Origin of the sequence: Bradyrhizobium sp. WYCCWR 13022 (assembly GCF_030435535.1) — a bacterium.
In the GTDB taxonomy this organism is placed as follows: domain Bacteria; phylum Pseudomonadota; class Alphaproteobacteria; order Rhizobiales; family Xanthobacteraceae; genus Bradyrhizobium.
The window spans coordinates 1-20,246 of the sequence record NZ_JAUIZJ010000044.1 but is presented as its reverse complement, the minus strand read 5'-3'; the positions used below and the strand labels follow the sequence as shown (position 1 = coordinate 20,246).

18 protein-coding genes and 1 other RNA gene are annotated in these 20,246 nt (G+C 65.0%); 11 read left to right on the top strand and 8 right to left on the bottom strand.

What is annotated here, in order from left to right; genetic code table 11:
- Position 1 precedes the first annotated feature (1 nt).
- From QY049_RS36555 to QY049_RS36530, 6 genes are all read left to right on the top strand, one after another.
- Positions 2-811, top strand: a complete 810-nt coding sequence (locus tag QY049_RS36555; protein ID WP_258765102.1) for a DUF1295 domain-containing protein — start codon at positions 2-4, stop codon at positions 809-811.
- A complete protein-coding gene (locus QY049_RS36550; RefSeq protein ID WP_301270513.1) occupies positions 808-1,851 on the top strand; it encodes a cyclopropane-fatty-acyl-phospholipid synthase family protein in 1,044 nt (347 codons plus the stop codon). Before QY049_RS36555 ends, QY049_RS36550 begins: the two co-directional genes overlap by 4 nt.
- A gap of 174 nt (positions 1,852-2,025) precedes the next feature.
- On the top strand, positions 2,026-2,589 hold the full coding sequence (locus QY049_RS36545) for a hemerythrin domain-containing protein (protein ID WP_194479552.1): 564 nt from the start codon (positions 2,026-2,028) through the stop codon (positions 2,587-2,589).
- Between the two features lie 281 nt (positions 2,590-2,870).
- Positions 2,871-4,061 carry an efflux RND transporter periplasmic adaptor subunit gene (locus QY049_RS36540; RefSeq protein ID WP_301270512.1) on the top strand — a complete coding sequence of 397 codons (1,191 nt, stop codon included), beginning with the start codon at positions 2,871-2,873 and terminating at the stop codon, positions 4,059-4,061.
- A gap of 6 nt (positions 4,062-4,067) precedes the next feature.
- Complete coding sequence (locus QY049_RS36535) at positions 4,068-7,223, top strand: multidrug efflux RND transporter permease subunit (protein WP_301270511.1); 3,156 nt, start codon at positions 4,068-4,070, stop codon at positions 7,221-7,223.
- Between the two features lie 113 nt (positions 7,224-7,336).
- Positions 7,337-7,588, top strand: coding sequence for a hypothetical protein (locus tag QY049_RS36530; protein WP_194479555.1), 252 nt, complete (start codon positions 7,337-7,339; stop codon positions 7,586-7,588).
- A gap of 70 nt (positions 7,589-7,658) precedes the next feature.
- Here the strand turns inward: QY049_RS36530 and QY049_RS36525 are convergent, their stop codons facing one another.
- From QY049_RS36525 to tkt, 8 genes are all read right to left on the bottom strand, one after another.
- Positions 7,659-8,444: an inositol monophosphatase family protein gene (locus tag QY049_RS36525; protein ID WP_194479558.1), complete on the bottom strand. Its 786-nt coding sequence runs from the start codon at positions 8,442-8,444 to the stop codon at positions 7,659-7,661.
- Between the two features lie 139 nt (positions 8,445-8,583).
- A complete protein-coding gene (locus QY049_RS36520) occupies positions 8,584-9,699 on the bottom strand; it encodes an HcpA family protein (protein WP_258765106.1) in 1,116 nt (371 codons plus the stop codon).
- Positions 9,700-9,707: 8 nt separating this feature from the next.
- Positions 9,708-10,376 carry a thiamine phosphate synthase gene (locus tag QY049_RS36515; RefSeq protein WP_258765107.1) on the bottom strand — a complete coding sequence of 223 codons (669 nt, stop codon included), beginning with the start codon at positions 10,374-10,376 and terminating at the stop codon, positions 9,708-9,710.
- A gap of 2 nt (positions 10,377-10,378) precedes the next feature.
- On the bottom strand, positions 10,379-11,404 hold the full coding sequence (locus QY049_RS36510; protein ID WP_258765108.1) for a class I fructose-bisphosphate aldolase: 1,026 nt from the start codon (positions 11,402-11,404) through the stop codon (positions 10,379-10,381).
- Positions 11,405-11,672: 268 nt separating this feature from the next.
- Positions 11,673-12,740: a class II fructose-bisphosphate aldolase gene (gene fba, locus QY049_RS36505; RefSeq protein WP_258765109.1), complete on the bottom strand. Its 1,068-nt coding sequence runs from the start codon at positions 12,738-12,740 to the stop codon at positions 11,673-11,675.
- A 45-nt stretch (positions 12,741-12,785) separates the two neighbouring features.
- The gene (gene pgk / locus QY049_RS36500; protein ID WP_258765110.1) at positions 12,786-13,982 is read right to left on the bottom strand and encodes a phosphoglycerate kinase; all 1,197 of its coding nucleotides are present in this window, start codon (positions 13,980-13,982) and stop codon (positions 12,786-12,788) included.
- A 132-nt stretch (positions 13,983-14,114) separates the two neighbouring features.
- Complete coding sequence (gap, locus tag QY049_RS36495) at positions 14,115-15,122, bottom strand: type I glyceraldehyde-3-phosphate dehydrogenase (protein ID WP_301270510.1); 1,008 nt, start codon at positions 15,120-15,122, stop codon at positions 14,115-14,117.
- Positions 15,123-15,292: 170 nt separating this feature from the next.
- A complete protein-coding gene (tkt, locus tag QY049_RS36490; RefSeq protein ID WP_258765111.1) occupies positions 15,293-17,278 on the bottom strand; it encodes a transketolase in 1,986 nt (661 codons plus the stop codon).
- A 300-nt stretch (positions 17,279-17,578) separates the two neighbouring features.
- Here tkt and QY049_RS36485 point away from each other — a divergent pair, with 300 nt between their 5' ends.
- From QY049_RS36485 to QY049_RS36465, 5 genes are all read left to right on the top strand, one after another.
- Entirely contained in the window at positions 17,579-17,899 is a 321-nt protein-coding gene (locus tag QY049_RS36485) for a DUF4164 domain-containing protein (protein WP_188107916.1), read from the top strand.
- Positions 17,896-18,279: a cell division protein ZapA gene (locus QY049_RS36480; RefSeq protein ID WP_194479566.1), complete on the top strand. Its 384-nt coding sequence runs from the start codon at positions 17,896-17,898 to the stop codon at positions 18,277-18,279. Before QY049_RS36485 ends, QY049_RS36480 begins: the two co-directional genes overlap by 4 nt.
- 121 nt (positions 18,280-18,400) lie before the next feature.
- Positions 18,401-18,561, top strand: a non-coding RNA gene (gene ssrS / locus QY049_RS36475) — 6S RNA.
- A 193-nt stretch (positions 18,562-18,754) separates the two neighbouring features.
- Positions 18,755-19,351: a 5-formyltetrahydrofolate cyclo-ligase gene (locus tag QY049_RS36470; RefSeq protein ID WP_258765112.1), complete on the top strand. Its 597-nt coding sequence runs from the start codon at positions 18,755-18,757 to the stop codon at positions 19,349-19,351.
- Complete coding sequence (locus QY049_RS36465; protein ID WP_194479568.1) at positions 19,329-20,153, top strand: TIGR00282 family metallophosphoesterase; 825 nt, start codon at positions 19,329-19,331, stop codon at positions 20,151-20,153. Before QY049_RS36470 ends, QY049_RS36465 begins: the two co-directional genes overlap by 23 nt.
- Positions 20,154-20,246 lie beyond the last annotated feature (93 nt).

Below are 20,246 nucleotides of genomic sequence, written 5' to 3'. Positions count from 1 at the left end.
CATGACGACGTTTCTCTGGGGACTGGCGGCCATCGCGTTCTCGCTCGCGGTCCTGATGGCGTTCGCCTGGGTTGTGCGGCAGCGCACCGGCAATTCCGGCTGGGTCGATACGATCTGGACCTTTGCGGTCGGCCTTGTCGGCGCCGGCAGCGCGCTGTGGCCATTCGCGGGCGAGGGACCCAATGCGAGGCAATGGCTGGTTGCCGGCCTCGTTGCGGTCTGGTCGCTCCGGCTGGGCACCCATATCGCCATCCGTACCGCCGGGATCACTGACGACCCCCGCTATGCCGCCTTCGCCGCGGAGTGGGGGCTGAACGCGCCGCGGCGGATGTTCATCTTCCTGCAAAATCAGGCGCTGGGCTCGGTGCCCCTGGTGTTCTCCATTTTCGTCGCCGCGCACGTCCCCGAACCCGCCTTGCGTATTCAGGACGTCCTGGGAGCCGCGATCCTGCTGATCGGAATCGCCGGCGAGGCGCTGGCGGACGCGCAACTGCGCCGCTTCCGGATTGATCCTGCCAACCACGGCAAGGTCTGCGACGTCGGGCTGTGGCGCTGGTCGCGCCATCCCAATTATTTCTTCGAATGGCTCGGCTGGCTCGCCTATCCCGTGATTGGACTTGCGGCCTTCTATCCCTGGGGCTGGGCCAGCCTGCTCGCGCCGATCTTCATGTACTGGATCCTGGTCCACGTCACCGGGATCCCGCCCCTGGAAGCGCAGATGCTGCGGTCGCGCGGCGAACGCTACCGCACCTATCAATCCCGAACCAGCATGTTCTTTCCGTTGCCACCGAGAGAGGGAATGGCCGCATGAGCGTCGTGTCCACGATCATCGGGACTGCCGAACGCGTGCCGCTGCCGGATCTCGTGGTCCGCGCCGCCATCCAGCGCCTGTGCTCGCGCACCGCGGCGCGCCTGTCGGTGCTCGGCGCGGCCGACGATGCCGCCTTCGCCGGGCGGATGATGCTGAGGCCGATCGCCGAACACGCGGACGCTGCAAACACCCAGCATTACGAGGTGCCGTCGGGCTTCTTCGCCCAGGTGCTCGGCCCGAACCGCAAATATTCGTCCTGCTTCTACAAGACCGACGCGACGACCTTGCAGGAGGCGGAGGAGGAAGCGCTGCGCCAGACCGTTCAGCATGCCGGCCTTGCCGACGGCCAGACCATCCTCGAGCTCGGCTGCGGCTGGGGCTCGCTGTCGCTGTGGATCGCGCGGCGGTTTCCGCATGCCAAGGTGACGGCCGTGTCGAATTCGCAAGGCCAGCGCGCCTATATCGAGGACATCGCGCGGCAGCGCGGCTTGCTGAACTTGCGCGTCGTCACATCGGACATGAACGTGTTCGCCCCGGAAGGCCGGTTCGACCGCATCGTCTCGGTCGAGATGTTCGAGCACATGATGAACTGGCGCAAGCTGATGACGCGCGTGCGCGCGTGGCTCGCCCCCGAGGGCCGCTTCTTCATGCACATCTTCACCCATCGCGCCGGCTCCTACGTGTTCGACCGTGCCGATCGCGAGGACTGGATCGCGCAGCACTTCTTCACCGGCGGGGTGATGCCGAGCCATCATCTGATCGGGCAATATGCCGACATCTTCACGGTCGAGAAGGAATGGCGCTGGAGCGGCACGCACTATCAGCGCACGGCCAACGACTGGCTCGCCAATTTCGATGCGCATCGTGACGCGGTCGAAACATCCTTGCGCAACGTCTATGGGGACGAGACCCATCTCTGGATGCGGCGCTGGCGCTGGTTCTTCCTCGCCACCGCGGGTCTGTTCGGCCACGCCGACGGAACGGAGTGGGGTGTCAGCCACTACCGGATGAAGCCGACGGGTTCGAGCGCGTCGTCCTGAAATCCGCGCGCGGGACGCGCCAGCACGTCCGAGTGTGCCTCGGGAGAACCATTGCGGCCTATTGCCTCCTTTCCTCTTCTCGGCGCGATTCTTCCCGGGTTTGATCTAAAGCAAAGCGCTGAGATGTTCTCATGCTAGCTTGACAACTTCTCAATGACGTCATTGGAGGTTGCAATGATCATTGAGCGCTTGTCTCGAGAACACCGCAACATCGAGGCGCTGCTCGCCGTCCTCGAGCGCGAGCTGGAGATCTTCGATCGGGGGGATCGCCCTGATTACGAAGTCATTCGCGCGGTCATCAGCTATTTCGAGCTCTATCCCGAGATGTACCATCATCCTCTGGAGGAGCTGGTTTTTGCGAAGCTGAGGCGCCGCGACCCCGCCGCGGCGGCAAAGGTCGGTAATCTCACACTCGAGCACCAGAAGGGCGCCGAGCGTTTGCGCCGCGTCGCTCGAGCGGTCGATTACGTTCTCGCAGATCGTGAAATGCTGCGGCAAGATGTCGACAACATCGTTCGCGACTTCATCGAGAGCGAACGGCGCCACATCAAGATGGAAGATCGTGATTTCTTTCCTGCCGCCCTCGAGGCTTTGAAGCCTCGAGATTGGTCGGAGATCGCTTCTGCCTCGACCGACCACGTGGATCCGTTGTTCAGCGACTCGGCCGAAGAGACCTTCGACGCGCTCCGCGCACGCATCTTGCAGTTGGAACAAGAGGCGGAAGCCGGACGACGCTGAAGCGCAATGAGATCGGGATGAATTGCGATCGCGCTTGAGGGTGTCGTTTGGACATCGTTCGATTGCGATGTTCTGTCGCAGCGCGGCGTGATGGAACCCGACTCACAATCCGGTGAATCCAGAAAATCATTCTGAACTCAGTGCGATAGCCGATGTGACATTGAGCCGCCCGTGCAATGCGTTGCGTCGCAGCAAGCGCAGACTATTTTCGCTTTCAAATCGGGCTGTCCGGACCATCCGGACGGCTGAAGCAATCGGCGATTCACGGGGCAACTACCTTTATGTCAGCACTTCATGCGCGATCCGCCTGCATGGCACTAATGCTCGCGGTCGCGGCGCCGCTGCTTGCGGGCTGCGATGAGTCCAATTCGGCGATCGTCCAGGCGCAACCGACGGAACCCGACGTCAGTGTCGTCACGATCAGGCCGCAGCCACGGAGCGTGGTGCGAGAACTTCCTGGCCGCATCGCTCCGACCCGCGTCTCCGACGTGCGACCGCGAGTCTCGGGCATCGTGGTCGAACGAATGTTCCACCAGGGCAGCGAGGTGAAGGCGGGCGATCCCCTCTACCGGATCGATCCGCGCCCGTTCGAAGTCGAGGTGATGGCGAGCCAGGCAGCGGTCACCAAGGCCGAGGCTGCATTGGTGCAGGCCAGGCAGCAGGCGCACCGCATCGCGACGCTGACCAGCCAGCGCGCCGCGCCCGAAGCCGAGAACGAGAAGGCGATCGCCGCCGAACATCAGGCCAAGGCCGAAGTCGAGGGCCGCAAGGCCGAGCTCGCGCGTGCGAAGCTCAATCTCGACTACGCCACGGTTCGTGCGCCGATCGACGGTGTCGTCGGTGCGGCCCTCGTCAGCGAAGGTGCGCTCGCGGTGCAGAACGAGACCAATCTCGCCACCATCCAGCAGCTCGATCCGATCTATGCGGATTTCACCCAGTCGGTGACCGAGCTCAATCAGCTTCGTCGCGCCTTCGAGAGTGGCGACCTCGAGCGCATCGCGGCCGATGCCGCCAAGGTGCGCCTGGTGCTCGACGACAACACGATCTATCCGCTGAACGGCAAGCTGTTGTTCTCCGACGCCAAGGTCGACGCCAACACCGGACAGGTGACACTCCGCGGCGAATTTCCCAATCTGAAGCGCGAACTGTTGCCGGGGATGTACGTTCGCGTGCGGATAGAGCAGGGCATCGACAGCGACGCGATCGCAGTGCCGCAGCAGGCGGTCCAGCGCAATGGTGCCGGCGGCAGCGAGGTGTTCGTCGTCAAGGACGACAACCGCGTCGCGGTGCAGCCGGTGCGTACCGGCTCGGTGCAGGACGGCGACTGGTTCGTTACCGAGGGCCTGAAGGCCGGCGACAAGGTCGTCGTGGAGGGCTTCCAGAAGTTCGCCGCCGGTGACAAGGTCAAACCTCGATCCTGGGCCGAGGCTGAAGTCATCGTGGAAAGTCAGCGCGCCCAGATGATGCAGTAAGGCATCATGGCAAGCTTCTTCATCGACAGGCCGATCTTCGCCTGGGTCGTCGCGCTGTTCATCTGTCTGATCGGCGCGATCTCGATCCCGCTGTTGCCGATCGCGCAGTATCCGATCATCGCGCCGCCATCGATCTCGATCTCGACGAGCTACCCGGGCGCCTCGCCCGAAAACCTCTACAACAGCGTCACCCGCCTGATCGAGGAGGAGCTCAACGGCGCCTCCGGCATCCTCAATTTCGAATCGACCAGCGACTCGCTCGGCCAGGTCGAGATCATCGCCAACTTCCAGCCGGGCACCGATACCAGCGCGGCCTCGGTCGAGGTGCAGAACCGCATCAAGCGTGTCGAAGCGCGGCTGCCGCGCGCCGTGATCCAGCAGGGCATTCTGATCGAGGAAGCGTCCAGCGCGGTGCTCCAGATCATCACGCTGAACTCGACCGACGGCAGCCTGGATGAAGTCGGCCTCGGCGACTTCATGATCCGCAACGTGCTCGGCGAAATCCGCCGCATCCCCGGTGTCGGCCGCGCCACGCTCTATTCGACCGAGCGCAGCCTTCGTGTCTGGGTCGATCCCGCAAAGCTCGTCGGCTATGGGCTGACGGCCGACGACGTCAACAAGGCAATCGCGGCGCAGAATGCGCAGGTCGCCTCGGGCAGCATCGGCGCCGAGCCGTCGACCGCGACCCAGCGCACCTCGGCGCTGGTGCTGGTCAAGGGCCAGCTGTCGTCGCCGGATGAATTCGGCGCCATCATCCTGCGCGCCAATGCCGACGGCTCGACCGTGCGGCTGCGCGACGTCGCGCGCATCGAGGTCGGCGGGCTCAGCTATCAGTTCAACACCCGCCTCGACGGCAAACCGACAGCCGGTCTGTCGGTGCTGCTGTCGCCGACCGGAAACGCGCTGGCGACCGCGAGCGCGGTCGAGGAGAAGATGAAGGAGCTGTCGCGCTTCTTTCCGGCGAACATCTCCTACGAAATCCCCTACAACATCACGCCCGTGGTCGAGGCCTCGATCAAGAAGGTGCTGTCGACGCTGCTCGAGGCGGTGGTGCTCGTCTTCGTCGTGATGTTCCTGTTCCTCCAGAACATCCGCTACACTGTCATCCCGACCATCGTGGTGCCGGTGGCACTCTTGGGCGCCTGCACCGTGCTGCTGCTCGCCGGCTATTCCATCAACATGCTCAGCATGTTCGGCATGGTGCTCGCGGTCGGCATCCTCGTCGACGACGCCATTGTCGTCGTCGAGAACGTCGAGCGCATCATGGCCGAGGAAGGCCTGTCGCCGAAGGAGGCGACGCGCAAGGCAATGTCGCAGATCACCAGCGCCATCATCGGCATCACGCTGGTGCTGATGGCGGTGTTCGTGCCGATGGCGTTCTTCCCGGGCTCGGTCGGCATCATCTACCGCCAGTTCTCGGTGACCATGGTCGCGGCGATCGGCTTCTCCGCCTTCCTGGCGCTATCGCTGACGCCGGCGTTGTGCGCGACCCTGCTCAAGCCCGTCGCGCCCGGCCACGGTCATGCGAGGCGCGGCGTGTTCGGCTGGTTCAACCGCATGCTCGATGGCGGCAAGGAGGGCTATTCCCGCACCGTCGGCTTCTCGCTGAAGCGCACCGGCCGCCTGATGATGGTCTATGCCGCGCTGCTGGCCGGGTTGTCCTGGGCCTTCGTCAGCCTGCCCGGCGGCTTCCTGCCCGTCGACGACCAGGGCTTCGTCACCACCGACGTGCAGACGCCGTCCGACTCGTCCTACGGCCGCACCGAGGCTGTGATCGAGAAGGTGGAAAAATATCTGGCGCAGCGTCCGGGCGTGGACAACGTCACCTTCCTCACCGGCTTCAGCTTCTCCGGCCAGGGCATGAACACCGCGCAGGCCTTCATCACCTTGAAGGACTGGTCGGAACGCGGGCCGAAGGAGTCCGCCGCGGCGATCGTCAATGACATCAACCGCGATCTGTCGTCCTCGATCCGCGACGCCAAGATATCGGCGTTGCAGCCGCCGCCGATCGACAATCTCGGCAACTCCTCGGGCTTCTCGTTCCGTCTGCAGGACCGCGGCCAGAAGGGCTATCCGGCCCTGATGCGCGCCGCCGACCAGCTGATCGCTGACGCCAATGCGAGCCCGGTGCTGCAGAAGGTCTATGTCGAAGGCCTGCCCGAGGCCGGCGTGGTCAATCTCGTGATCGACCGCGAGAAGGCCGGCGCCTTCGGCGTCACCTTCGAGGACATCAACAACACAGTCTCGACCAATCTCGGCTCGAACTACATCAACGACTTCCCGAACCGTGGCCGCATGCAGCGTGTCGTGGTCCAGGCGGATGCCCGCGACCGCATGAAGCCCGAGGACATCCTCAACTACAACGTCAAGAATTCTCGCGGCCAGCTGGTACCGTTCTCCTCCTTTGCGACGGTCGAATGGTCGCGCGGCCCGACCCAGATCGCCGGCTTCAACTACTACCCGGCGGTGCGTATCTCTGGTGAGGCCAGGCCCGGCTTCACCTCGGGCGATGCCATTGTCGAGATGGAGAGGCTTGCCGGCAAGCTGCCGCGCGGCTTCGGTTACGAATGGACCGGACAGTCGCTCCAGGAAAAGCTGTCGGGCTCGCAGGCGCCGTTCCTGCTGGCGCTCTCCGTCTTCGTCGTGTTCCTATGTCTGGCCGCGCTCTACGAGAGCTGGACCATTCCGCTCGCGGTGCTGCTCACCGTGCCGCTCGGCATCGTCGGAGCCGTGGTGGCGGCCATGCTGCGCGGCCTGCCCAACGACGTCTATTTCACCGTCGGCCTGATCACCATCATCGGACTAGCCGCCAAGGACGCGATCCTGATCATCGAGTTCGCCAAGGATTTGCGGAAGGAAGGCAAGCCGCTGGTCGAAGCGACGATCGAGGCCTGCCGCCTGCGCTTCCGCCCGATCCTGATGACCGGCCTTGCCTTCATCTGCGGCGTGCTGCCGATGGCGATCGCCCACGGCGCCGGCGGCGCCAGCCAGCAATCGCTCGGCACCGTCGTGATGGGCGGCATGATCGCGGTCGTGATTTTGGCGCTGCTGATGGTGCCGGTGTTTTTCGTCTCCGTGCAGCGCGTGCTGGCGGGAGACAGAGAGCCGAAGGCCGCGAGGGAAAGCGAGGCCTACGGCCCGCCGGCGCCGGTGAAGCCATAACGGACGCGCGGCGCACGAATATCCTTACGAAAGCTTCACTTTCTCAGATGGAACCGACCCGCGGCAAATCTGTTTGCCCGCGGGGTTAGGGGTTCCACGGAGAAATCGTCCACATGTTGAAGAAGATCCTTTCCGCTGCCGCCATCGGCACCGGCGTGCTTGTGATGTCGACCTTCACCGCGTCGGCGGCGATCGTGTGTCGGGGCCACACCTGCTGGCATACGCATGAGGCTTACGACTTTCCACACGAAGCCGGTGTCGTCGTTCACGAGGACAACTGGCACTGGGGCCCGCGCGAAAAATTTGCTTTCCGTGAGCACGAAGGCCGTGGCTATTGGCACGGCCGCAAATGGGTGGCGTGGTAATTCGTCATCCAACGTGAGAATAGAGGCCGCACTTTAGCGGCCTCTATCGTTCGATCTCACGCAGGGCGCTCTACTTCCGCAAAATCTTCACCAACTCGCCGTGCACGAACTCGTTGCCGCACACGACGTCGCCGGTGACGAGAGCATCGCCAGGCGTGTTGATGTCGCTCACCGTGCCGCCGGCTTCGCGCACCATCAGCATGCCGGCGGCGATGTCCCAGGATTGCAGATTGCGTTCCCAGTAGCCGTCGAGACGGCCGGCGGCGACGAAGGCGAGGTCGAGGGAGGCAGCGCCGAAGCGGCGCAGGCCCGCGACGCGGTCCTGGATCGCGGTCATCTCGCGGCGGAATTCCTCGTGGTCGCCGCGGCCGATATGGGGCAGGCCGCAGGCCACCACGCATTCGTTGAGCTGGCGGCGGCCGGCGACGCGCAGGCGCTGGTCGTTGAGGAAGGCGCCCTTGCCGCGCTCGGCGATGTAGAGCTCGTCATTGGCGGGATTGTAGATCACGCCGGCGATGATCGTGCCCTCGCGCACGAGGCCGATCGAGATCGCGAATTGCGGGATGCCGTGCAGGAAGTTGGTGGTGCCGTCCAGCGGGTCGACGATCCAGGTGTGGCTCTTGTCGGTGCCCTCGCGCATGCCGCCCTCTTCGCCGATGAAGCCGTAGCCGGGCCGGGCCTTGGCGAGGTCCTGGTAGAGGATTTCCTCGGCGCGCTTGTCGGCGAGCGAAACGAAGTTGGCAGGGCCCTTGAGCGAGACCTGGAGATGCTCGATCTCGCCGAGATCGCGCTTGAGGCTGCGGCCGGCGCGGCGTGCGGCTTTGACCATGACGTTGATAGTGGCGGAATACAGCATGAGATCAGTCTTTGACGGGGGAGGGGCGCAGGACCACGCCATTTGAGGGATTGGGTGCCCCGCGAGGGGCCAAACGTCAAGTCATTGCGTCAGATCATTTGGCGTCAGATCATTGCGCGTCGGGTCATCTGGCCTCAGGTCATTTGTCCCCGAGCCATTTCTTGGCGGCGGCCTCCGCCTTGGCGCGGTCCTCGGCCGGCAGGTCCGACAGCTCCTTGTCGAGCTCGGGGTCGCCTTTGCCGGCGGTCTTGGCCACCAGGTGCCATTTGAAGCCCTCGACCTTGTCCATGGGCGCGCCCATGCCGTTAATCAGGACCCAGGCGAGGCGGTTCTGCGCGATCGCACTGCCCTGGCGGGACGCCTTGCGCAGCAACGCCACGGCTGCGGGCTCGTTCTTCGGCGTGCCGGTGCCGTTGAACATGGCGATGGCATATTCGACCTCGGCATCGACATTGTCGGCGAGCGACGCCGCCTGGAGCAGCCGCACCGACCTTTCGAGGTCCTTCGGCACCCCGGTGCCCTCCTTGTAGAAGGTCGCGAGCGCGTATTGCGCCTCGGGCAGTCCGGCATCGGCCGCCTGGCGGAGCAGCTCGGCGGAGCGCTTGACGTCCTGCGGCAGGGTCTGGCCGTCCAGATAGAGCAGAGCGAGGTTATAGGCCGCCTTGGGCTCGCCAAGCTTGGCAGCGGAGGCCATCAGCTTGACCGCCTCGCCCTTGTCGACGGGGCCGCCACGGCCGGACATGCGCAGCATCGCGAGCGCGAACATCGCCTCGCGATCGCCGGCGTCGGAGGCGCGCTTGTACCATTCGATCGCCTTGGCGTAGTCGCGCCTGATGCCCATGGCGTTGGAATAGAGCTCGCCCAGCATGGTCATGGCCTTGGCATCGCCGTTCTTGGCCCGTTCGCTGGCGAGGTCGAAGGCGGTCTTGTACTGGCCGCGCTGATAGGCGCCGAACACCAGATCGACATTGGAATTGTCGGTCGGCGGCGCGGGGATCACGGTTGCCGGCAACGTCGGGCTCGGCGAGGCCGAGGGCTTTGGCGCCGGCGCGGCTTCCTTCTTCTTTATCGTGTGCGGCGCGACCTTGGGTTTTTCCTTTGCAGATTCCTTTGCAGATTCCTTGGCGGCTTCCTTGGGTTTCTGCTTCTCGGGCGCAGGACTCGGGATCGTCGCCGGTGGCGTGAGCTGGAGCTGCGCGGCCGCAGGTGCCACCAGCAGCAGCGTGGCCAGAAGGGTGAGGCGCGGAGGCGTCATGTCGGGCGCTAGCTCCGGGCCACGGCAACAGCCGTGAAGGCCTTCTTGATCGCGGCGTCGGCCTCGATCAACGCCGCCTTGGGCCCGCGCGGGTCGGCCCAGACGAGATCGCCGACCAGCACGAAATCGGCGCCGCTGGCGGCGAAGTCGTGGGCTTCCTCGAACGACACCGCGAAGCCGACACAGGGGGGCTCGAACAGCTCGGCCCACCAGTCCAATCGCTCGGCAATCGCCTGGGCCGACGGCCGCTGGCCTTTCGCATCGGGCTCGCCGAACAGCACGTAGTCCGCGCCCATCTCGCCGGCGTTCATGGATTCGTGGCGCGTTTCGAGCCCGCCGACGCCGGCGATGCGATCGGGCTTGAGCGACGGCATCGCCTCTTCCAGCGCTGCGATATCCGAAAGATGCGCGCCATCGGCGCCGCCGCGCGCGACGATCTCGGGATGGCCGTCGACGAGCAGGGCCGCGCCGGCCTTCTGCACGACCGGCGCCAGGGCCTTGATCCGCGAGATCATGGTGCGCTGGTCGGTCTCCTTCAGCCGCAACAGCACGGCCGCGACATCGACGGCCGCCAGCAGGTCGGGCAGTTCGGCGAGGAGCGCGGCGGGATCGTCGACCACAGGCGTCGCGAGATAGAGACGCGGCGCCGGGCGCGGCGGAGGCGATTTGTTCGACAAGGTTAGGCTGCCTTCTTTTCCAGGCTGCTCTGCCATTCGCCCCTGGAGGCGAGGCCGTTCATGCGGGCGCGATGACTGAACGCGTTTTGCCCGGCCGTAACATTCTCAGGCCTGCCCGACCAGGCCTTCTGAGGCGCGGCCTGCAGCGCGCGGCCGTAGGAGAAGGTCAGGCCCCAGGGCAGCGGGCCGAGCTTGTGCATGGCGTTGAGATGCGCGGTCGCCTCCTCGTCCGACTGGCCGCCGGAGAGGAAGGCGATGCCCGGCACCGCCGCCGGCACGCAGGCCTTGAGCAGACGGATGGTCTTTTCAGCGACCTCCTCGACGGAGGCCTGCCTTGCGCATTTCTTGCCCGAGATCGCCATGTTCGGCTTCAGCACCATGCCTTCGAGCGCGACGCGCTGCACGCGCAGCTCCTGGAACGTCTTGTTGAGCACGCGGCTCGTGACCTCATGGCAGCGATCGATGTCGTGATCGCCGTCCATCAATACCTCCGGCTCGACGATCGGCACGATCTGCGCGGCCTGGCACAACGCGGCGTAGCGCGCCAGCGCGTGCGCGTTGACGCTGATCGCGGTCATCGACGGAATGCCGCTGCCGATATCGATCACCGCGCGCCATTTGGCAAAACGCGCGCCGCGCTCGTAGTATTTCCTCAGGCGTTCGGCGAGCTTGTCGAGCCCGACGGTGACCAGCTCGCCCGGGCACATCGGCAGGCCTTGCGTGCCCTCGTCGACCTTGATGCCGGGAATGGCGCCGCTCTGCTCGATCAGCTTGACCAGCGGCGTGCCGTCCGCGGCATTCTGCCAGATCGTCTCGTCATAGAGGATCACGCCGGAGATGTACTGGCTCATGGCCTCCCTGGAGCGGAACAGCATCTCGCGATAGTCGCGGCGGTTGGCTTCCGTCGACTCCACGCCGATCGCGTCGAACCGCTTCTTGATGGTCCCGGAGGATTCATCGGCGGCAAGGATGCCCTTGCCGGATGCGACCATAGCGGTCGCCACCACGTTGAGCTCAGTCAGATTCATCGAGAGGTCCTCCCAAAACGATTCTGCCCTTGCCTGTGAAAATAGACCGTTCTCGGGCAATTGCCGAGTTAACGTTGGTCGCAGGGTAAAGCCGTTCTCCGTCATTCCGGGATGCGCCGAAAGGCGCAGGCCCGGAATCCATAACCCCAAGCCATGGTTATGGATTCCGGGCCCACGCGGAGCCTGTCATCGGACCGCGCGTTCGCGCGGACCCGTTGGCGTGTCCCGGAATGACAGGAGAGGGGCTTTACGCCACCCGCGCGATCGCTTACGCGACGCGGGGGTCGAGCTCGCCCTTGGCGTAACGCTTGGCCATGTCGGCGGGGGTCAGGATCTTCTTGAACTTGGCGGCCTGGCCTGCGGTGTTGAACTCCTGCAGCCGCTGCTTGCACAGCTTGGTCATGGCTTCCATCGCCGGCTTGAGGTACTTGCGTGGATCGAACTCTTCCGGATTGTCCTTCAGCACTTTGCGGATCTGGCCGGTCATGGCCATGCGGTTGTCGGTGTCGATGTTGATCTTGCGCACGCCGTTCTTGATGCCGCGCTGGATCTCGGCGACCGGCACGCCCCAGGTCGGCTTCATCTTGCCGCCATAGGCGTTGATGATGTCCTGCAGGTCCTGCGGCACCGACGAGGATCCGTGCATGACCAGATGCGTGTTCGGCAGCTTGCGGTGGATCTCCTCGATCACGTTCATGGCGAGGATGTCGCCGTCGGGCTTGCGGGTAAACTTGTAGGCACCGTGGGAGGTGCCCATCGCGATCGCGAGCGCGTCGACCTTGGTCTCCTGGACGAACTTCACGGCCTCGTCCGGATTGGTGAGGAGCTGGTCGTGGCTGAGCTTGCCTTCGGCGCCGTGGCCGTCTTCCTTGTCGCCCATGCCGGTTTCGAGCGAGCCGAGCACGCCGAGCTCGCCCTCGACCGAGATGCCGCCGAGATGGGCCATGTCGGTCACGGTCTTGGTGACGCCGACATTGTAGGCCCAGTCGCCGGGGGTCTTGCCGTCGGCCTTCAGCGAGCCGTCCATCATCACGGAGGTGAAGCCGGCCTGGATCGCGGTCATGCAGGTCGCGGCCTCGTTGCCGTGGTCGAGATGCACGCAGACCGGAATGTGCGGATAGATCTCGGTCACCGCGTCCATCATGTGCTTGAGCATGACGTCGTTGGCGTAGGAGCGCGCGCCGCGCGAGGCCTGGATGATGACCGGCGCGTCGACCTGGTTGGCCGCGTCCATGATCGCCAGCGCCTGCTCCATGTTGTTGATGTTGAAGGCCGGTACGCCGTAATCGTTCTCAGCCGCATGGTCGAGCAATTGACGCAACGTGATCCGAGCCATCTGTGTTCTTCTCCGGTTGGGCGTGAGGCCGCTTGTTTCTTCGAATTACTTGGTGCGCAGAACTTCGACGCCGGGCAGGGGCTTGCCTTCCATCCATTCAAGAAATGCGCCACCGGCGGTCGAGACATAGGTGAACTGACCGGCCACATGGGCCTGGTTGAGCGCCGCGACGGTATCGCCGCCGCCCGCGATCGAGATCAGCTTTTTCGCTTTCGTACGTTCTGCCGCATGCTTGGCGGCCGCGACCGTGCCGCGGTCGAACGGCTGCATCTCGAACGCGCCGAGCGGCCCGTTCCAGACCAGCGTGGCGGCATCGTCGATCGCGGCCTGGACGCGCACGATCGATTGCGGGCCGACGTCGAGGATCATGCCGTCGGCCGGGATCGCATCGAGGCCGTAGGCGTGCGAGGGCGCATTCGCCGCGAAATGATAGGCGACAGTGGCGTCGACGGGGAGGATGATAGCGCAGTTGGCGGCTTCCGCCTTCTCCATGATGCGCAGCGCGGTGGCTGCGAGATCCTTCTCGGCCAGCGACTTGCCGACGCCGACGCCCTGGGCGTGCAGGAAGGTGTTGGCCATGCCGCCGCCGATCACCAGCGCGTCGACCTTGCTGACGAGGTTTTCCAGGAGGTCGATCTTGGTCGAGACTTTTGCGCCGCCGATGATGGCGATGACGGGCTTGGTCGGCGAACCCAGCGCCTTCTCCAGCGCGTCGAGCTCGGCCTGCATGGTGCGGCCGGCATAGGCCGGCAGCTTGTGGCCGAGGCCTTCGGTCGAGGCATGGGCGCGGTGCGCCGCCGAGAACGCGTCGCTGACCCAGATGTCGCCGAGCTTGGCGAGCTCCGCGACGAAGGCCGGATCGTTCTTTTCCTCTTCCTTGTGGAAGCGGGTGTTTTCCAGACAGAGGATGTCGCCATCCTTCAGCGCCGCCACGGCGTTCGTCGCGGGCTCGCCGATGCAGTCGTCGGCGAAGGCGACCGGCTTCTTCACGACCTTCGACAGCGCTTCCGCAACGGGCTTGAGCGACTCTTTGGGGTCGCGTCCCTTCGGGCGGCCGAAATGCGCGAGCAGGATGACCTTGCCGCCCTTGTCCGAGATTTCATTGATGGTCGGCGCGACGCGCTCGAGCCGGGTCGCGTCAGTGACGCGGCCATCGTCCATGGGCACGTTGAGATCGACGCGGAGCAGCACGCGCTTGCCCTTCACGTCGACGTCGTCGAGGGTGCGGAATTTGTTGGTCATCGGACGCTTCCTTGTCCCGGGCGCCGCTGCGCAGAACCGGGACCCACCTTACAGCGAGTCCCGCGGTTGAATGGGTCCCGGATCTGCGGAGCAGCGCAAGCGCTGCACCGCGTCCGGGACACGAGACCTTGCTTAGATCACCTTGCTCATCGCAACCGCGGTGTCGGCCATGCGGTTCGAGAAGCCCCACTCGTTGTCGTACCAGGACATCACGCGCACCAGCGTGCCGTTCTGCACCTTGGTCTGGTCCTCGTGGAAGGTCGAGGAGTGCGGGTCATGGTTGAAGTCGATCGAGACGTTCGGCGCGGAGGTGTAGCCGAGCACGCCCTTGAGCTGTTGCTCGGAGGCGCGTTTCATCGCCGCGTTGATTTCCTTGGCGTCGGTGGCGCGCTTGGCGACGATCTTGAGGTCGACGACCGAAACGTTCGGGGTCGGCACGCGGATCGCGACGCCGTCGAGCTTGCCCTTCAGCTCGGGCAGCACGAGGCCGATCGCCTTGGCGGCACCGGTCGAGGTCGGGATCATCGACATCGCAGCCGCGCGGCCGCGGTAGAGATCCTTGTGCAGCGTGTCCAGCGTCGGCTGGTCGCCGGTGTAGGCGTGGATCGTGGTCATGAAGCCGGTCTCGATGCCGACGAGATCGTTCAGCACCTTGGCGACCGGCGCGAGGCAGTTGGTGGTGCAGCTTCCGTTGGAGACGACCTGGTGATCCCTGGTCAGCGTGTCGTGGTTGACGCCGTAGACGATGGTGGCGTCGGCGCCGTCGGCGGGCGCGGAGACCAGCACGCGCTTGGCGCCGGCGGTCAGATGCGCGCTAGCCTTGTCCTTCGCGGTGAAGATGCCGGTGCATTCCAGCGCGATGTCGACGCCGAGATCCTTCCAGGGCAGCTTCGAGGGATCGCGCTCGGCGGTCACCTTGATCTTGCCGCCGCCGAGGCTGATCGAGTCGCCGTCGACGGTCACGGTGCCGGGAAAGCGGCCATGGACGCTGTCGTAGCGGAGCAGATGGGCGTTGGTCTCGACCGGGCCGAGATCGTTGATGCCGACGACCTCGATGTCCTTGCGGCCGGACTCGGCGATAGCCCGCAGGACGTTGCGGCCGATGCGACCAAAACCGTTAATTCCAACGCGGACTGCCATGTTTCGTCTCCTTATGACCGTTCAATGACGGCTGTTCAATAACCCCATCGTCCCGCACAACGCGCTTTGCGCGCCTGCGAGGGTTTTTTAGAGGCGGACGCCCGGTTCGGCCGGGCGATGCTTGATCATATGAGAGACTACGTAGTCCTTTTTTTTGGCAAGCTCAACTCTCAGCTGACGCGCTTCAGCACGGCGTTGACCGCAGCCTCGGCGGTAATCCCGAAATGCTTGAAAAGGTCCTTCGCCGGCGCGCTCGCGCCGAACGAATGCATGCCCACGAATTCGCCATCCTGGCCGATCACGGCATCCCAGCCCCAGCGCACGGCGGCTTCGATCGCGACCTTCACCGGGGCGTTGCCGATGATCTCGGCGCGCTTGGCTTCTGGTTGCGCTAACAAAAGCTCGAGCGAGGGCACCGAGACCACCCGTGACGCGATGCCGCGCTCGGCGAGCTGCTTCTGGGCGGCTACCGCGATCTCGACCTCGGAGCCGGAAGCAAACAGCGTCGCCTTGGCTTCGCCCTGGGCCGCGACCAGCTCGTAGGCGCCGGCCGCGCACGGATTGTCGTTCGGTGCTGACGTGCGGAGCTGCGGCAGGTTCTGCCGCGTCAGCGCCAGCGTGGTCGGACCGTCGATGCGATTGAGCGCAAGCTCCCAGCACTCGGCAACCTCGATGGCGTCGCACGGACGGAACACCCGCATGTTCGGAATGGCGCGAAGCGCTGCGAGGTGCTCGACCGGCTGGTGGGTCGGGCCGTCTTCGCCGAGACCGATGGAGTCGTGCGTCATCACGTAGACGACGCCGGCGCCCATCAGCGCGGCGAGGCGCATCGCCGGACGCGCGTAGTCCGTGAAGACGAGGAAGGTCGCGCCGTTCGGCGCGAAGCCGCCGTGCAGGAAGATGCCGTTCATCGCAGCCGCCATGCCGTGCTCGCGGATGCCGTAATGGATGAAACGGCCCTTCGGCGTCTTCGCCGAGAACGCGGTCGCCGACTTCGCCTTGTTGTTGTTGGAGCCGGTGAGGTCGGCGGAGCCTGCGAGGAATTCCATCGGCATCGCGCCGGCGATGACTTCGATCACGGCTTCGGAGGACTTGCGGGTCGCCGCGTTCATCGGCTTTTCCAGCAGCTCCTTCTTGTAGGCCTTCACCGCCTTGGCGAGCGAGGCGGGGCGCTCGTGGCGCAGGCGCCGCTCGAACTCGGCGCGCTTGCGGCTGCCGAGCTCACCGAGCCGTCCCTCCCATTCCTGACGGGCCGTAGTGCCGCGGCTGCCGGCCGCGCGCCAGGCCTTCAGCACGTCGTCAGGCACCGAGAAGGCGTCCTGCGAGATGCCGAGATTTTCCTTGGCGGCCTTGAGCTCGTCGGCGCCAAGCGCTTCGCCGTGCGCCTTCGCGGTGCCGGCCTTGTGCGGCGCGCCGAAGCCGATGGTGGTGCGGCAGGCGATCAGCGTCGGCTTGTTGGATTTCTGCGCGCGGGTGATCGCAGCCGCAATGGCGGCCTGGTCATGGCCGTCGATCTTCTCGGCGGCCCAGCCGGCAGACTTGAAGCGCTTCACCTGGTCGACGGAATCGGAGATCGAGGTCGGGCCGTCGATCGAGATGCCGTTGTCGTCGTAGAGCACGATCAGCTTGCCGAGCTTCCAGTGGCCGGCCATCGCGATGGCTTCCTGCGATACGCCTTCCATCAGGTCGCCGTCGGAGGCGAGCACGTAGGTGTGGTGGTCGACGATCTTCTTGCCGAACTCGGCGGCCAGCATCTTCTCGGCGAGCGCCATGCCGACCGCGGTCGAGATGCCCTGGCCGAGCGGACCGGTGGTGGTCTCGATGCCCTTGGTGTGGAAGTTCTCGGGATGACCCGGCGTCAGCGAGCCGAGCTGCCGGAAGTTCTTGAGCTGGTCCAGCGTCATCGCGGCGTTGCCGGTCAAATACAGCAGCGAATAGAGCAGCATCGAGCCGTGTCCGGCCGAGAGCACGAAGCGGTCGCGATCTGGCCAGTCGGTTGCCGCGGCGTCGTATTTCAGGAATTGCGTAAACAGCACCGTGGCGATGTCGGCGGCGCCCATCGGCAGGCCGGGATGGCCCGATTTCGCCTTCTCGACAGCGTCCATCGAGAGGCCACGGATCGCGTTGGCCATGCGGGTGTGGTCGACTTGCGTCATGTCTGAAATCCGTCTGAAATGAGGCGCTTGGCGGTGGTGTGGGCCGCGTGGGAGGAGCCTGGCGGCCGCGAAAGGCAGGGCTGGGATAGCACCTCGGTTCCGGGAGTCCAAGGCAATCAAACGTCGGTTTGGCCGTAAAAGTTGCTTAGCAGTGCATAGTTTCGCGGCGGCGTTGCGCTTGGCTAGCTTGCCACGTAAATTTCTGCTTCTAACCACTTGCCGAACCGAGTCTTTTGCCGGCCGGCAAGCTCCTGAGGTAAAGGCCACGGGCAAAGCCCACAGGGTTCCGCCGCTGACTGCATGAACGATCGCGTTTCCAAAAGCTCTGCCATGACGGAGTCCTCGGCCGTCGAGATCGAGATCGCGACCCGCAGACTCACGGCGGCGCTCGACGCGCTCGAAAGCGCGGTCGAGCGGCGGCGCGATGCCGACCGCGACGAGAACGAGCTGGCGACGCGAATCCAGGCGCTGGGCGCGGACCGCTCACGCCTTGCCGACGAGCTCGACGGCGCGCTGGTGAAGGCGCGCAAGCTCGAGCGCGCCAACCGCGAGATCTCCGATCGGCTGGATTCCGCGATCGTCACGATACGCTCGGTGCTCGATACCGGAGAGGACGGATGAGCCACATCAACGTCACCATCAATGCGCGGCAATACCGCATGGCCTGCGAGGAGGGCCAGGAGGTGCGGCTGCTCAAGCTCGCCGAAAGCCTGGAGACGCGGATTCAGTCGCTGCGCGGAAAATTCGGCGAGATCGGCGATGCGCGCCTCACCGTGATGGCGGCGCTGACCGTCTGCGACGAACTGGTCGACGCCGGCAACCGCATCCGCACCATGGAGCAGGAGCTGATTGAATTGCGGGATTTCCGCAACGCCGCCGTCGAGCGCGCGAGGCTGACCCAGACCGCCGTGGTGAATGCGCTGAACTCGGCAGCCGAACGTATCGAGAAGTCGACCCAGGTGCTGAACAGGACCGTCGGGAATGGGATTGCGATCGGCTGATAGTGGCTAGAACGAAGGGGCGCGAGCCGGCGAAGGTACCCACCTCTCCCCGTTGGGGAGAGGTGAACACCGAGCCAGAGCCGGGCTGGCGATTCGTCAGTATCGTTGTTACATTGCGCAAGCGAGGCTGCGACGCGCGTCCGGAGCCATATATCCCCGGGGCCTTATCGATCCTTTAGGGAACTGTCCCTGGCCGGGCCCGTGGGCCCGGACATATGGTGCCCACCTACTTTCGTAGGGAACTCCGGGATCGAGTGCTTCAACGGCGTCCGCGGCTTCGCACTTTGGTTTGCTTGGTTGTGCTTGTTGAAACGACTGCGGCCAATTCAACAGGTGTCATGCCCCGCCGAGTGCGCACTTGCGCACGGAGGACCGGGGCATCCAGTACGCCGCGGCCTTCGTGTGTGAATCACCATCGCCTCTGGAATACTGGATCACCCGCCTTCGCGGGTGATGACGAAGGGACCGGGCCCCTATGACCAATACAAAATCCGAACTCCGCGCCAGAGCCCTCGCGGCGCGCGACGCGCTGAGCGAGAAGAAGCGCGCCGCCGCCGCCGCAAAACTCGCCAGGCGCGGGCTGCCGTTCGAGCTGCTGCCCGGCAGTATCGTCTCCGGCTATTCGCCGATCCGCAGCGAGATCGATCCGATGCCGTTGATGGCGAAGCTCGCCGAACAGGGCGCCAGGCTGGCGCTGCCTTGCGTCACCGCACGTGGCCAGTCGCTGGTCTTCCGCGTCTTTCATCCGAACGACCGCCTGATGCTCGGTCCGCTCGGCATTCCCGAGCCGTCGCCGGCGGCCGCCGAAGTCATTCCCGACGTCATGCTGACGCCGCTCGCGGCCTTCGACCGTCTCGGCCACCGCATCGGCTATGGTGCGGGGCACTACGACTTCACCTTCGCTCACTTGCGCAAGGCCAAGCAGATCGTCGGCATCGGGCTCGCGTTTGCAGCGCAGGAGATCAAGGCGGTTCCGGCACTATCGCACGACGTGGCGCTGGATTATGTGCTAACGGAATCGGACGTGTTCGATTTCCGGAGTTCTGAAGTTGCGCATTCTCTTCGTGGGTGATGTCGTCGGCCGCAGCGGTCGCAATGCCATCGCCGAATATCTGCCCGGCATGGTCAGGGACTGGTCGCTCGATTTCGTCGTCGTCAACGGCGAGAACTCGGCCGGAGGCTTCGGCATCACGGAAGCGATCTACCAGGAGTTTCTCGACGCCGGCGCCGATGCGGTGACCTTGGGCAATCATTCCTGGGACCAGCGCGAAGCCCTCGTCTTCATCGAGCGTGCCGAGCGCCTGGTACGACCGGCGAACTATCCGCGCGGCACGCCCGGCCGCGGCGCCGCCTTGGTCGAGACCAAGAACGGCAAGCATGCGCTGGTCGTCAACGCACTCGGGCGCGTCTTCATGACCCCGTTCGACGATCCCTTCGCGGCGCTGGAGCGCGAACTCGGCGCCTGCCCGCTCGGTGTCGCAGCCGATGCCATCGTGGTCGATTTCCATTGCGAGGCGTCCAGCGAGAAGCAGGGCATCGGCTTTTTCTGCGACGGCCGCGCCAGCCTCGTCGTCGGCACGCATACGCATGTGCCGACCGCCGATCACCAGATCCTCGCGGGCGGCACCGCCTACATGACGGATGCCGGCATGACCGGCGACTACGATTCCATCATCGGCATGCAGAAAGAAGAGCCGCTGCGGAGGTTCACCTCGGGGATTCCGTCGGGCCGGTTCGAGCCGGCCGCGGGCGTTGCGACTCTCAGCGGCGTGGCGGTCGAGACCGATGATGCGACGGGCCTCGCGCTGAAGGTTGCGCCGGTGCGTGTTGGCGGAAGGCTGGAGCCGGCGACGCCGAAATTCTGGTTGAGTTGAACTTCTGTGCGGCAATCGCCGCTGCCCCTTCTCCCCTTGTGGGCCTGTTGCGTAATTCGCCAGTTGTGATTCCCTGCGGTTGAGCCTTTTGGG